This is a genomic window from Pseudobacillus sp. FSL P4-0506 (assembly GCF_038003025.1).
In the GTDB taxonomy this organism is placed as follows: domain Bacteria; phylum Bacillota; class Bacilli; order Bacillales; family Domibacillaceae; genus Pseudobacillus.
Genome location: NZ_JBBOOI010000001.1, coordinates 2,694,596 through 2,709,287, shown reverse-complemented (window position 1 = coordinate 2,709,287; position 14,692 = coordinate 2,694,596). Strand labels below are relative to the sequence as shown.

Genomic DNA, 14,692 nt, shown 5'->3' with positions numbered 1-14,692 from the left:
CCTTCCTGGATTGTCTTACTCTACCCTTCAACTAAAGGAGCCGGGAATGAGAGGAGAAGGAAAATACTTTTTAAAGAATGTAAAATAAGTCTATTTGCCTCTGGCATACTTTACCCAGCCCACTATTACTGTTGCTGCTGCTATATAGCAAACACTAGCTGAAAAATAAACGATAAAATCCCATATACCCATTGTGTGACCCCCTCTTTCAGTAAGTAATTAGATTTTTCGCTATTTCCGCTGTTCTTGTTTATGCATCTACTTTCTCCGTAGGCATGTTTTGATAATTTCGCGGCATTTTATGCAATGTCATAAAGTGAGTAACCCAAAAAACAACTAAATTTACGACGATCCCTACTGCAATGGCCGGAATGCCAAAAGGTTCTCCTAAAATGTTCAGCCATAGGATCGTGACAAGCAGGCCCGCTACAATGGCTGGCGGCCCAGCATATGGAGATACTTTGCGCTCCGAAGGCCCTCCCCAAAGTATAGCTATACATAGTGGTGGCAAGACCGATGGAGCCCATAGCTGAAAAGCGTATAACATGAGCCCCATTACACTAGGGATAAATAACGATACAATAATCCCGCCAATTCCAACTATCAAAGTGGAGTATTTTGTCCATTTTAACAAGCTGCTGTCATCAGCACTCTTGTTAATAATCTTGCCGTAAATATCTCTTGTAAAAATAACGGCTGCCGTATTTAAGATAGAGCTTCCTGTCGACATGACAGCTGAAAGCAATCCACCAAATACTAACCCCACAATGCCGATCGGTAAGTACTCCTGTGCATAAGTAACAAATACCACATCTCCATTTAAACCTGGAAATTCAACAAATCCAATCAGACCGATTACCATGATTACGATGGTAAGAAAAATGTACATAATAGCAAAAGATACAGTGCTCCACTTGCTAATATTGGACGTTTTAGAAGATGCATATCGCTGGATATAGTGCGGCGCTAGTGCCTCTCCTAATAAAAAACTTAAGAATGTTGCAATAAATATACCAACTGTCCAAGGTCCTCCAAAAAAGACTAAATGCTCTGTATCAATGGCACCTACTTGATCAATAATCTGTGTCATGCCTCCCATTTTGTTAACACCTATGACGGCGGCTGTAGCCATACTGCCCACAAGAATAATAAACTGAATAGCGTCCGTGTATATAACTGCTAGCATCCCTCCTGCCCATGTATAAATGATTGTTATTAACGCACCAATAATGGTTAAAGTGATAAAGGGCAACTCGATAACCGGCTCCAAAATACGACCGAGCGCCAAAACCTGAACACCAAACATGCTTGCCATAAACAAGAATGCAATAATACTGGCTATAAGCTGGCCTGACCTTCCAAAATAAAACTCCATAATATCGCCAATCGTATATATATTTTCCATCTTACTTATGCGCGGTGCTACGAAAAATCCAATCAGAATTTGGCTGATGACCACTCCTAGAAGTGCCAAGAAAACAACAATACCAGTTTCATAAACGAAAGAAACTCTGCCAACTGTTGCCCCACCGCCGGCTAATGTAGCCCCGATGGTCGCAAAAATCAAAGCAAATGGCATAGATCTCCCTGCGACAGAATAATCACTGAAGGATGTAATCTTATTCATTGTGAAATAACCGATCCATAAAACAACTAACATATAAACAACTAGTATGGTAAGGTCCAGCCCACTTAGCATCATAATCCCTCCTGTATTTTCATTTATCGTTACTCATACAGCAAAGCGATTCGGTTCAAATGGCTGTATATTAAATTCGGTTTGCCCGGAATGAATTAAATCTGACATTATCTTGCCTGTAGCAGGCGCCATGGCCATGCCGACCATGCCATGTCCGGTTGAAACAAACAGGTTTTTATAGTCTGGAACTCTCCCTAAAACAGGTAAGCCATCCGGTGTCATCGGCCGCATTCCTGTCCACTCTTCCTCCATATCACCCGTTAAATCTTCATTTAAGTAACCTGAGACAGCGGAGCGGATTCCTTGCAGCCGCTTCTTATCAAGTTTCGTGTTAATTCCCGACAATTCCATCGTGCCACCCATTCTTACCGCACCATCAAATGGTGTGATTCCTGCTTTGACATCCCCCAAATAAAGGGGCCGCTGGATATGAATCTTTGGGTTAGTGGCGGTAATGCTATAACCTTTTCCAGCAGTTAAGGGAAGAGCATAACCAATTCTCTTGGCTAAAGTGCCAGACCATGCTCCATTTGCTAACAAGAAGTGATCTGCTTCAATCCGAGTTGATTTTGTGTGTACGGCTATCACTTCATGTCCCTGTCTTTCCATGTCGATGACTTCTGTGTGGGGCAATAGTTCTGCACCGGAAGCGGCCAGCTTTCTTGTAAGCGCTTTAGAAAAAGATTCTGGTCGAATATGATATTGTTTTGAAAGTAAAATTCCTCCAATTACTTGATTAGACAAGTTGGGTTCTAGGTCTCTCACTTCTGCAGCACTCAGGGCAACTGGTGATTCGTGTCCATGAACAGCCGCTCCATTTTCCAGCCGCTTTATTTTATTGTTAAGATTTTCTTGATGCAAGAAAGCGAATAAGATTCCTTTTCTGTGTAATTCAAAGTCCAATCCTTCAGACTGAAGGGAATCAAATAATTTCAATGTCGATTGGCTCAGTGTTAACAAGGCTGTTTCTCCATCTTCAAAATCGCGTTCGTTACAATACTTCATAAACTGGCTCACCCATCCGGATAGCTGAGGAAGTGCGGATGGCTTAATATACAAAGGACTGTCTTTTTGGAGCAGCATTTTAAATGATTCTGTCATTAATCCGGGGGCTGGGACGGGTTCGTGTAAAGCTGGACAGATCCACCCCTGATTTCCCCTTGAACACGCCTCTCCAAATTCTCCTTTATCCACGACAGTCACATCGTAGCCTGCTTGTATTAAATAATAGGCACTGCTAAGACCAATGACACCGCCTCCAATAATAACTACTTTCTCTTTCATATCTAAATGCTCCTTTCCATTCATCAGCAATTCATTTGAATTTTCTGATAATTTTATTTAATTTTATTATTAGTGGCGGAATTGTACATTGTTTCATGTGCCTAATATTCAGAAGTTTTTCACAAGAAATTTTTTACTTTTTGCACAGTCATACTTTGTTCAGTCATTTTATACAGCCTGCCTACATGTCCGATGTTCCCATATTCTCCATCATTACAGCGAGATAGAGCATAAATGCATTCTTGTAATTTTTAAGATCGATATCGCTAATTTCATAAATTTTATTCAAGCGATATTGCAGTGTATTTCTATGAATAAATAACCTATTCGCGGCACTTTTCTGATTGAATCCAGATTCACACCATGCACAAATTGTTTTGGATAAATCTTCCCAATCAGACTGTTCCTTCAAAGACGTTAACATACTTAATATGTAGCGCTTCGATAGATCTTTTTGGATGCTTGATACTAAGTCTTCAAAAAACAAATCTTGAATAAAAAAAACACCTGAAGAAGCATGTAGCTTTTTTCCAATTTTCAAAGCTCTCCATGCATCTTTATAGGATTGGCTTAATTCATTCATATTCTTTGCAATGGCGCCAATTCCGATAGAGGCGGAGATTCCTTTTGCTTCAAATTGAGCGATTATGCTTGAACACTTATCTTGTATCTCTTCGATAACTCCGTGTTCTGAGAATTGAAAGGCCAGAGCGGAAAGAACAATAAATTTATCATCCTGCATAGGAGCAATCAAGTCATTTGCTTTGTGAAAAGTCTTTTGTATGATAGCTAATACGTCTAGCTTTAGAGACTGAATCTGCAGTTCAGCAGATTGCTGCCCTCCTGCTTTTTCATATATTTTTTTAGTTAAATTTTCAAAACGAAAAAGATCAATGGCGATAGCTATATGAGGCGGCTGTAAATCATAACCTAGCTCGTGTCCTCTAGACAACAAGTAAGATTCGTCGCTCTTTTCATCATCAAAAACAGAAATCTCTTGGATCAAATTCTTCACCGCTTGTTCCCGAAGATGACTGGATTTCATATACATTTCTTGATGAAGCATCGTTTCAATATATCTCTTTAATAGATAACAATATTTCTTTACCTTTGCTTTTTCACCTGCCATTCCAAATGATCCAATATTTTTATTGAATAATTCAATGGGTAAAGCAAATCCTGGTTTCGTACCTTTCATTTTATCGATATTCATCGTATCTGGATTCGGCTTGCCTGTTTTGATAATTTGAACAGAGGCTTCATGAAAATCACCTAGCCTGGAAGGATCACTTGAACCAATAATGATCGAATCTTCATCTGTTATAATTACTTCATATCCAATAATCTCGCTTGTCGAAACGGCGATCTTCTGCGCAATATCGTCTAACATACTAGTACACCTCCCGTGCTCACTTTCTACAACTTTTTAGCTATTTTATTTATATAAAAATTCCTTCTTTTATTTTCGCATAATAGCAGTGTTTCTGGGAGATCTGCTGAATAGAAAGCTCCTCAGAAAAATAGCTACCAGAAACATCAACAGAAAGCTCTCTAAATAAAAGGTGCTTAGACTACTATTCCTTTACGTATTTAAATACAAAAAAGCCCCGGATTTCGGGACTTTTTAATCTTCATTTTAAAATAAAACCACTTAAAACCATAAGTACGTTTAAAATGACATGCCATACGATAGACGGAACAATGCTTTTAGATTTGATGGTGAGCCCGCCATAAAATAGCCCTCCCACAGAAAAAGCAAGGCAAGCAAGCCATGGAAAACCAAGTGAATAATGCTGCAAACCGAAGCCTAAGCTCGTGATGATGACTGCCCACTTTTCACCTAGTTGCTCGGAAAAGCGGCTTAAAAGAGCCCCTCGCCAAATCAGTTCTTCCAATACAGCATTTGTAAGCGAAAAGATAATAGTTAACAGCCAGACTTCCTGAATGAAAGACCAACCGTTTAGAATAACAAATGGTGTGCATATTAAAATATTTACCGTTACTGCTATAGTGAGAAAAAATTTAATCTTTGTCTGGTGAAAGCCAGACCAGATAAAGGGAAAATAAATGTATTCATTCCATTCGGGCCTTCTCCAATATCTAATAAACGGAGAGCTTGAAAAGAGTGAGAGTACAACCAGCGGGATTAAAACAGTCACTAACGATAATCTATTTAAAAAGATATGTAATTCTCGCGATTCAGCTTGAACGATCCCATGAGCGTTTATGTACAAATAAATGAAGAACCCTATCCCAAAGAAGCTAGTGGTATAAACAAATGATTTTAGAGGTTTATCCAAAATCACAAATAAAAAAATAGCAAAAAAGATGCACAAGCTCATGAGTAAGTAACTGTGAATTTGTATGGAAATAACAAGCAAGACAAATAAAGATAAGCAAGCCATGCTTTTAGTAAAAGTATGGTGTATGTTCATCCTCTCCTTTTAAGAGCGCATCCTCCTTATTTTGCTTAATTGCTTCTGGATGCCGCCTACGTGTTGAATGTTGGATATATTGATATTTTCAAGACCTTTATCATTCAATTATAACGAAAAGATCATCGTCCATGCATAAGTTTAATAGCAGCGAAGAAAAAATGCTTGGAATAATGTAATCCAAGCATTTTTTATAAATTATTGTCTATCGGGTTTTAATTTCATCATCGCTCCAAAATACTGTTGAGCGGTAGTAAAACAAATAAATGCACAAAGCTCACTGATTTCAGCTTCAGAAAAATAATCGGCTACTATTTGAAAGGCCGAATCCGGAACATTTCCTTTTTCATATTTTAAAAATACCTCTGCAAATCCTGTTGCGACTGCTGTTTTTTCATCAAATAAATGCGGATCGGGCTTCCCTTTTGCCTTGCAATACTCACAGCCATTACTTTGTGCCAAAGTTCTTCTAACCTGCTCTTTTAGTTTAGATGAAAGCAGTCCATCCTGCTCCAGCACTTCTCCTAAATCAGACCATGCCTCCATTACTTTTCTATTGTGGCCTAATAATTTTTGAAAAGGTGTCTTCCCGAAGTTTGATTGAATAACTCTTGCCACCTTCACCACCTCCTTGTTACATTAAATATAAACTGAAAAAGCTTGATTTCACATTAAATACTAAATGTTTTTCCATAAGGTAAATTAAACATTCAACAAAAAAAGGGAGATTTCTTTAAAAATGAAAATAGATGAGATTGATAAGAAAATATTAGTTGAGTTATCGCAGAACAGCCGTTTATCGATGAGTGAACTTGGAAGGAGAATTAATTTATCTTCCCCGTCTGTTACTGAACGGGTCAGACAAATGGAGTCATTTGGAATTATCAAGAAGTATACATTAGACATTGATTACGAAAAATTAGGGCTGCCTATTCAATGCATCGTAGAGGCAACAGTGAAAAATGGGGATTATAACCGCTTTAAAAGGTATATAGAAAGCCTTCCGAATGTTGATTTTTGTTACCGGATTGCGGGCAATGCCTGTTATATGCTGAAGATGCAATTTGAAAATTTCTCTCAAGCAGAAGAGTTCATTAACACAGTCAATCCTTATGCTTCTACTGTTACCCATTTTATTTTTTCAGAAGTAGAAACAAATGTACAAATAGATTTAGAATGACCCTTTCTACGCTACTAAATAAGGAGACCTAAGTTGTTAGAGTAGAAATCGATGGGCTGTCGCCTGTTTTAACAGGTGTAAAAAGCTCTATTCAGGCATTAGTCATAAAAAGAAAAAGGCTGCCAATCTGCTAGCCTTTTTCTTTGCTTCATTCAATGGTCTTTATTCCAATCCTTGCAAAGTTAGATTTTATTTATGTTTTCATAAACGATGGGCAGTTTGAGCGATTCGGCCGGCAGTGGGCGGCTAAAATAATAGCCTTGCCCCTCATCGCATCCTTCCTTCTTCAGAAAAGTCAACTGTTCGTCCTCTTCAATCCCCTCTGCAATCACGCCTATATTCAATTTATGGGCCAAAGATATAATGGTAGAAGCAATAGCCATTCCATTTAAGTTTTGTTTCACATCTTCAATAAAGCTGCGGTCAATTTTCACATGGTCAAAGGAAAACTGTCTTAAATAACTAAGCGAAGTGCATCCTGTTCCAAAATCATCAATAGCCATTGAAATACCGATTGCTTTTAGCTTCATTAAATTTTCTTTTAAAAGTTTAGTATCCTCTATTAAAACACTCTCTGTCACTTCTAGCTCTAGCCATTTTGCCTCAAGTCCTGTCTCTTTAAGCACCATGCTTACTGTTTCAACAAAACTTGGGTGCCGCAACTGTATAGTGGAGACATTGACGCATACTTTAAAGGGAGGGTGCCCAAGATCCTGCCAAGCTTTATTTTGAGAGCAAGCTGCGTGAAGAACCCAGTTGCCTATGGGAATGATTTGTCCACTTTCCTCTGCAATCGGGATAAATTGGTCCGGTGATATAAAACCAAGATTGGGATGATTCCATCGTATTAATGCTTCCATCGCTCGCAGCTCACCATTATTCAAGTCGACAATCGGTTGATAATAAAGCAAAAACTCCAGATTCTTAATCGCTGCTTTTAAATCTTTTTCAATTGTTAATTTGTAAGCAGCCTCTACTTCCAGTTCTTTTGAATAGACTGTATAGCTGTTTCTCTCATGCTTTTTTGTGTAATACATAGCTGTATCAGCATTTTTTATTAATTCCTCTACACTTTCTTTTTCTCCATCATTAAGTGCAATCCCTATACTCACTGAGGTCGATACAGAGTGCCCCATCACATCAAAAGGTTCTGCCATTGCCTGATTTAGACGCTCGGCTAATAATATGACTTCTTCTTCATCCGTATCGGGAAATAATATGACAAACTCATCTCCAGCAAATCTGCTAATCGTGGCGGTTTCATGTACAATCTCTTTTAATCGCCTAGAAACCGCTTTTAAAAATTCATCTCCTACATGGTGTCCCAGTGAGTCATTGATCACTTTAAAGCGATCCATATCCAGAAAGAGGACCGCATACTGGTGATGACTCCCTTCTGATAGCTTGGCAACTTGCTGGAGCCGATCCTCAAACAATTTTCGGTTTGGCAATTTAGTTAATGGATCATAGAATGCCAGGTCATCCATCAACCTTCTATGCTCTAATTTTTCTGTAATATCTTTAGCAATCCCATAAGCCCCTATGACTTCTTCGCCTGATCTCATCGGAAAATTGGTAATATCCAGGTATTTCTGTTCTCCATTTTTGCACATGATGGAAACTTCATAGTTTTTGGTAGCTCCCTGTTTCGCTTCTTCAAAATTGTGAACAGCAATGGGCAGATCTTCAGGAACGATCAGCGGAATAAAAGACATCTCTAACAATTCATTTGTCGAATAACCTGTTAGCGCTTTACACCCCGGATTCGCATCTATAAAATTGCCGTCCATATCAAAAGTGAAAATAGCATCTGGGTTATTATAAAAGAGAGATTGGAAGCGCTCTTTATTTTCTTTCAACTTTACATGAGCAATGACTTCTTTTGTTATATCAACCACTGTTCCGAATATCATTCTTTTGCCATTCACAATGGCTTTAGTCGCATGCACGGCTGCATGTATCAGACTACCGTCTTTTTTAAATGCTCTCACATGGTATGGCACTTGAGCCCCGCGCTCTCCCGTTTCTTTATGAACGCCTTCTCGTAATAAAGATAAATCATCAGGATGTATTAATTTATCCAATGCGACTTTGTCTCCAACTAACTCCTCTTTTGTATATCCAACAAGTTGGCAAAATTGATGATTAATATACGAGTAAGTAGCATCTTCTAATACGTACATACCGACAGGTGCATTTTCAACTAGAGTTTCAAACATCTCTTTATAAAAAGCAGGCTCTTTTGAAAGTGCTTGATGATTCTCCTCTAGTGAGCTCTGGAGATGGCCTTGAAATAGTTGTATATCACGGCTGCAGCTGTAGTTTTCATTGTTTTCATTTTTCATTATGTTTACCTCCAAGAGGACGGATTCACTTGTATAATTTAGAGTACCTATCTAGAGCAGCATTTGACAAGAGTAAATATAGACGAGCAAGCATTTAAATTGTGAATGATCCATCTTCTTCCACAAAAAGGATATACTTCACGTGGACAAAAAGACCGACATAGAATCGTAATTTGTTCTGTGTCGGTCTTTCTGCATTATGAAGAGTATTTTATTCAACAAGCGATTTTTACATTTTGGCTCTGCTAAAGATCCATGATATTTTTTGAATCGTTGATGATAATGGAGAACGTCCCCCTGCGCAGTGCCTGTTCATTGTCTATTACATTTCCCTTATCTTTCTTAAGGTAAACACCGTTCGTTATGTCATCATCCTTCATCCCCAGCATTTATGTTCTTCTTCCAAGAGAAGATCCTTTATAAGGTAGATGAAGTTTTTATTGACTAATCTGGCGATCGCTGTGGTCACCACAAAGAAAATAACTTAATTTCTTTATTCCGTGCTCTATCTCCTCTAAACTTGGCTCCCCGTATCCGATCATAATCTGGTTGTTCGGTTTCTGCTGTTCATACAGGCTAGAAATTCGATCTAACGCAATGCCTTGCTGATAAGCTTGGTGAATTACATGATCTTCTGTCAGATGAGCGGGCAATTCTAACACAATATGTAATCCCGCTTCCTCTCCTTTTACTTTAAAGCCCTGGCCTAAATATCTTTCAATATTCTTTAATAAGTGCATCCGTTTCTTCCGATAGAGCACCCGCATTTTCGCAACATGTTTGCTATATAGCTCTTTGTTTATGAATTCGGCCAACGTATGCTGGTCTACTTTAGAAACGGTTGATTTTAGATGCTTATTAAAATCTTCAAACGGCTTCACGAAATGAGCGGGCAATACAATGTAACTGATTCGTAAAGAAGGCATCAATGTTTTAGAAAACGTGCCAAAATAGATCACATGCTGAAGCTGGTCCAGATTGGCTAAAGTTGGAATAGGCGTACCTGTGTACCGAAACTCTGAATCATAATCATCCTCTATAATGACGCCTTGATTCTTCCTTGCCCAATTTAACAGATCTATCCTTCTTTGGATTGTCATGACCTGCCCATTTGGAAATTGGTGAGCGGGTGTCATATACAGGCAATTTATATGAAGATCTGGTACTTGGCAGCCCTCTTCATCTACATCCACAAGCTTATAGGGACGCCCAAGCTGCCGAAGTGTGGCCTTTGCTCTCATAAAACCAGGCTCTTCTATCCCTATGCTCCTATCTTCAAAAAACAGCATGCAATTCATAAATTGTTGTTGAAAGCCGCTAAAGACAAATACTTGCTGATAACTGCAACTTAGTCCTCTAGCTGTTGCTAAATACTGGGCAATCGCGCGACGAAGCACTTCTTCTCCTTGCCATGGGGCATTTTGAGGAGAAAGCATCTGCAGCTTTTCACGGTAAATGCGCAACCATTGATTATAAGGAAAGCTATGCAAATCTACCTGCCCGTTTCTAAAGTTATAAGCAGGGGGAACTTCTTGCTGATTGTTTGGTAAATCTTCCGTTTTGTTTTTTTGTTCATGCCATTCTTCCAAAATAGCCGCTACGAAGTACCCTCTCCTCTCTATCGAATAAATGTATCCTTCACTTACCAATTGATCGTATGCTTGTTGAACAGTGATCACACTGACATTCAATTGAACAGCTAACTTTCTTTTAGCGGGCAACTGCGTATCCTTTCTGAAATTCCCAAGCAAAATGCCTTGTCGGATGCCTTCATAAATTTGAAGAAACTTTGGCTTCTTATGAGAGAAGTGAATTTCTAATTCCATATCCATACTCCCTGGTATTATATTTTTTATCATTTTTGATACTACCTATATTATCAAAAATGCTTTTAAATGGTGACAGGGAGTGATACAAATGAGAAAACTAGAAAACAAAGTGGTTTCATTAATTCCCATCCAGTTAGAGCATATTGATGGAATCCACACTGCAGCCCAAGACATGAGCATTTGGGAGCATATGTCTGTTAACTTAATGACTAAAGAGGACTGTAGAAATTATGTAGAGGATGCGTTAAAGAAGCGTGAAAGTGGCACAGACTTTGCGTTTGTGATTTTCCATAATGACACCAAGCAAATTATTGGCTGTACTTGGTTATTGGATATTCACCCAGCGCATAAACGGTTAGAAATTGGTTCCACCTGGCTGAACCCAAATTATTGGCGCACAACCGTCAATACAAATTGTAAATGGCTGTTGCTGCAACACTGTTTTGAGGAGCTTGACTATAACCGTGTGCAAATTAAAACAGGGCACCGTAATGTACGCTCTCAAAAAGCAATTGAACGAATCGGCGGCATAAAGGAAGGGACTTTGCGAAATCATATGATCCAGCGAAATGGAGATATTCGGCACACGGTAATGTATAGCATGACACAAGAAGATTGGCCAAAGGTAAAACAGCTATTTCTGGCTCAATTGTTGTAAAAAAGCATAACTGCAAACAGGTGAATAGGTGTGCTTTATTGAACCCTGTTGATAGGGAGCTATAAATGACTTTAAAAAGAGCGCGTTCTTGCAAGCATTCATATATAATCACTCGGCAAGAACGCCTCCTCATCAGACCTACTCTATTCCGCTAATCCGCTTGTCTTCTCCAATGATCTCCTATGTATCTTACTGAAAGAGGCATCATTTTTCCGATAAGTAATAACCCGCTGCTCCTAATACGACACCCAACAAGGCTCCCCCCAGTACCTCACCTGGTTTGTGGCCAAGGACCTCTTTAAGTGGATCAGGTACCTTTTCTTCATATTTAACCGGATCATCTTTATGAATTTTATCGATCAATTCATCTAGGTCGTTCACTTTTAAAGTTAATTCTCCTGTTTGTCTGCGGATGCCCTGCGCATCGTACATCACAATGACCCCAAAAATAACTGAAAGAGCGAAATCGATGGACGATGCACCTTTTTTCATAGCAATGTAAGTGGCCAGAGAGGATACTCCAGCCGAGTGAGAGCTTGGCATTCCACCTGTGGCTAAAAACAGTTCAGGCTTCCATTCCTTTTTCTTTATATAATGAAGTGGTATTTTCAAAGCCTGGGCCATTCCAATACTTGATAATGCAGTAATTATTCCTTTATTCAAAATGCTCACCTCCATGTTATTTTGAAAAAAGTTGGTTGTTTTTATTCTTTCTTCAGATCATTAATAAAAAAGACAAACAGTCCTTACCATAGGGTTTAGCCGGTCTAATAGGATATTTCTCTTTTTTCCAGGAAGTTAAACAAAAAACTTGAGGAAAAACAGAATAGCTAGACTTTTTTCATCGATTGCTTCTTTTGGTGACTGTTTTTTTGTTATATTTATTTGAATTTTACATACACTACACTATTCACTAATTATCATATCTCTTCCTAAAATGATATGAACGTTATTCTACCGTCCGAAATGGTTTAGGTTTAAATGCTAAATCCATGCTTCTTCAATAAATACCATTATGCAGCCCTATTCTCATAACTGGGCCAGCGATTCTTTTGATATAGAAGAGACTGAGCTGCAAGAAATACTTCTTCTGTGTACCCCTTATTACATAACCCTTAGCTCCAACAGGCTTTACGTTACTATGGTAAAAGGGTCCCTCACGTAAACGGTCATGCTAAGCACCCCGCTCTTATTTTCGAACGGGGCGCCCAATAAATTGACCATTTAGCAAATCAAGCGAACTTGTTAGATGGATTCTTTATATTTTTTCAATTTACGAATGACGGAAGGCTGGCTGATACCTAGATATTCAGCCATTTCATACGTAGATTTACAATGTTTCTGTGCCTTAGAAAGCATTAGCTTTTCCACACGCTCCATCACATTTTTTAAATTGTGGTCTTCAATTACGAATTGTTCAATTAGCGACATCTCCTCCCCATTCGTTGGTTCTTGGCCAAGAATAGAAGCAGGTAAAGAATTTGGCCAAATCATCGGTTCCTCGGATGTTAAAATTAGCCGTTCCATTAAATTCTCTAACTCTCGTACATTGCCGGGCCACTTATACTTAAGCAGAACTTCATACGTGGAAGAGTGTAACTTTTTTGACGTATTGTATTTTCTATTAATAAGATCGACATAATGATTAATCAGCAAAGAAATATCTTCTTTCCGGTCCCGTAATGGAGGGATATGAACCGGAATAACATTGAGCCTATAATATAAGTCCAGACGAAAATCGCCTTTTTGAACCATTTCCTCCAAATCTTTATTGGTCGCTGCGACCAGACGAAAATCAATACGGCGTTCTTTATTCCCGCCTATTCTCATGAATTTTTTTTCCTGCAGCACTTTTAATAATTTTGCCTGCATAGCCAAGGGCAATTCTCCAATCTCATCTAAAAATAGCGTGCCATTATGGGCTTGTTCAATTAATCCTTGTTTCCCATTTTTTTGTGCCCCTGTAAATGATCCAGATTCATAACCAAACATTTCTGATTCAAATAAATTGATAGGAATGGTGCTGCAGTTCACTTCAATAAACGGTTCTTTTTGACGATGTCCCTGCGTGTGGAGCTTTCGGGCCAGCATGCTCTTGCCAACGCCGGATTCCCCTGTCATTAAAACAGTCGCATCCGTATTGGCCACCCGCTGTAGAGTTTTGGATATTTGCTGCATTTCCTTGCTCCGATAGTGAGTCTCTTTTTTTTCTCTCAACTCCTCTACCTCTGTTTGGTACCCTTTTAACTTTCTCTCTAATTGTTCATATTGCTCTTGCAGATTGCTAATTTCTGTTTGATCAATGGCATAGCTGATGACTCGAACAATATCTCCGTTTTCGTCGAAGATTGGGTAAGCCGTTGACATAATAATTTTGCCTTTCCTTGTATGCTGCATGATTTTAGTAGGCTGTTTCTTCTCAAGTACTATGGCTGTAATAGAAGGAGTAAGCAACCCCTGTTCCTGAAGTTTAAAAATAGATTCTCCAATATAGTTTTTTGGTTCTTCATCATAAACAGACCAATGATCGCTGTTCGTATATAAAATAATCCCTTTCTCATCCGTAATGGTAATGTTGTTATTAGAAGTCTTTATAATTTTCTCTAAAATAATATCTGCAATCGACATAAGATGCTCCTTCTTGCTTTTTTATTCATCTCTCTGTTACTTTTATTCATAATTAAAATATAATTCAAAAGTGGATCAATAATCAAGAAATGGATCAAAAAACCTCGAATTTGATACAAAAACAAATCGTTTTCTGTCATATCCAACGATAAAATGCCGAATTTTAGGCAAAAGAATGTTGGCACGCATCTTGCTTATAATATAAGGCACACCGCTTTAAATCAGTTTGAAAACGCTTAGATAGGAAGAAAAGGAATTTTTCACCTTATTCAATGAGTAAAAGTCTTCTTTCTATTAAACAGCAGGCAGATCTGGGAGACTTTTTTCATAAGTCATAAGGTTTTGATAAAAGATACGAATAAACAAACCTTAGACTAATGTTTGGCTAGGCCCAGTGAGATTTAAAGCATTCATTATTAAAAGGGGGCATGAAAATAAATTGTAAGATTTGTCAGAGAGCTGCCTCTTGAATTTTCTCAACATTGTTACCATTATAAATATTACTTCTATTTATAATGGCTATGAATGATGAAAATTAGGCAGAGAAAGTTTCTGATCAAGGTGCAGGGCATCAATAAACAATAACTTTTAAGATGGGGAATTTTGAAAAGGTGAGACAAACGTAAAACTTACG

12 protein-coding genes are annotated in these 14,692 nt (G+C 38.4%); 2 read left to right on the top strand and 10 right to left on the bottom strand.

The genetic code is table 11. The annotated features are described in order from the left end of the window. Positions 1–250: 250 nt before the first annotated feature. From MKZ02_RS13690 to MKZ02_RS13670, 5 genes are all read right to left on the bottom strand, one after another. Entirely contained in the window at positions 251–1,702 is a 1,452-nt protein-coding gene (locus tag MKZ02_RS13690) for a sodium:solute symporter family protein (protein WP_340854035.1), read from the bottom strand. A gap of 30 nt (positions 1,703–1,732) precedes the next feature. Then, positions 1,733–2,983, bottom strand: a complete 1,251-nt coding sequence (locus MKZ02_RS13685; RefSeq protein ID WP_340854033.1) for an NAD(P)/FAD-dependent oxidoreductase — start codon at positions 2,981–2,983, stop codon at positions 1,733–1,735. A gap of 181 nt (positions 2,984–3,164) precedes the next feature. Then, positions 3,165–4,373 (bottom strand): CdaR family transcriptional regulator, encoded by a 1,209-nt coding sequence (locus MKZ02_RS13680; RefSeq protein WP_340854031.1) that lies wholly within the window; start codon positions 4,371–4,373, stop codon positions 3,165–3,167. 241 nt (positions 4,374–4,614) lie between these two features. Then, positions 4,615–5,418 carry a CPBP family intramembrane glutamic endopeptidase gene (locus MKZ02_RS13675; protein WP_259455537.1) on the bottom strand — a complete coding sequence of 268 codons (804 nt, stop codon included), beginning with the start codon at positions 5,416–5,418 and terminating at the stop codon, positions 4,615–4,617. Between the two features lie 198 nt (positions 5,419–5,616). Further along, complete coding sequence (locus MKZ02_RS13670; protein ID WP_120031432.1) at positions 5,617–6,036, bottom strand: carboxymuconolactone decarboxylase family protein; 420 nt, start codon at positions 6,034–6,036, stop codon at positions 5,617–5,619. A gap of 121 nt (positions 6,037–6,157) precedes the next feature. Here MKZ02_RS13670 and MKZ02_RS13665 point away from each other — a divergent pair, with 121 nt between their 5' ends. Then, positions 6,158–6,598, top strand: a complete 441-nt coding sequence (locus MKZ02_RS13665) for an Lrp/AsnC family transcriptional regulator (protein ID WP_120031434.1) — start codon at positions 6,158–6,160, stop codon at positions 6,596–6,598. A 182-nt stretch (positions 6,599–6,780) separates the two neighbouring features. Here the strand turns inward: MKZ02_RS13665 and MKZ02_RS13660 are convergent, their stop codons facing one another. From MKZ02_RS13660 to pdxR, 3 genes are all read right to left on the bottom strand, one after another. After that, positions 6,781–8,943, bottom strand: coding sequence for a sensor domain-containing protein (locus tag MKZ02_RS13660; RefSeq protein WP_340854027.1), 2,163 nt, complete (start codon positions 8,941–8,943; stop codon positions 6,781–6,783). A gap of 245 nt (positions 8,944–9,188) precedes the next feature. Further along, positions 9,189–9,332, bottom strand: coding sequence for a hypothetical protein (locus MKZ02_RS13655; protein WP_182916935.1), 144 nt, complete (start codon positions 9,330–9,332; stop codon positions 9,189–9,191). Positions 9,333–9,380: 48 nt separating this feature from the next. After that, complete coding sequence (gene pdxR / locus MKZ02_RS13650; protein ID WP_340854026.1) at positions 9,381–10,769, bottom strand: MocR-like pyridoxine biosynthesis transcription factor PdxR; 1,389 nt, start codon at positions 10,767–10,769, stop codon at positions 9,381–9,383. 91 nt (positions 10,770–10,860) lie between these two features. Here pdxR and MKZ02_RS13645 point away from each other — a divergent pair, with 91 nt between their 5' ends. Further along, positions 10,861–11,430, top strand: a complete 570-nt coding sequence (locus MKZ02_RS13645; protein ID WP_340854025.1) for a GNAT family N-acetyltransferase — start codon at positions 10,861–10,863, stop codon at positions 11,428–11,430. A gap of 204 nt (positions 11,431–11,634) precedes the next feature. Here the strand turns inward: MKZ02_RS13645 and MKZ02_RS13640 are convergent, their stop codons facing one another. Continuing rightward, positions 11,635–12,093 carry a divergent PAP2 family protein gene (locus MKZ02_RS13640; RefSeq protein ID WP_120031442.1) on the bottom strand — a complete coding sequence of 153 codons (459 nt, stop codon included), beginning with the start codon at positions 12,091–12,093 and terminating at the stop codon, positions 11,635–11,637. A 582-nt stretch (positions 12,094–12,675) separates the two neighbouring features. Then, positions 12,676–14,058: a sigma-54 interaction domain-containing protein gene (locus MKZ02_RS13635; protein ID WP_340854023.1), complete on the bottom strand. Its 1,383-nt coding sequence runs from the start codon at positions 14,056–14,058 to the stop codon at positions 12,676–12,678. Between the last annotated feature and the right edge of the window lie 634 nt (positions 14,059–14,692).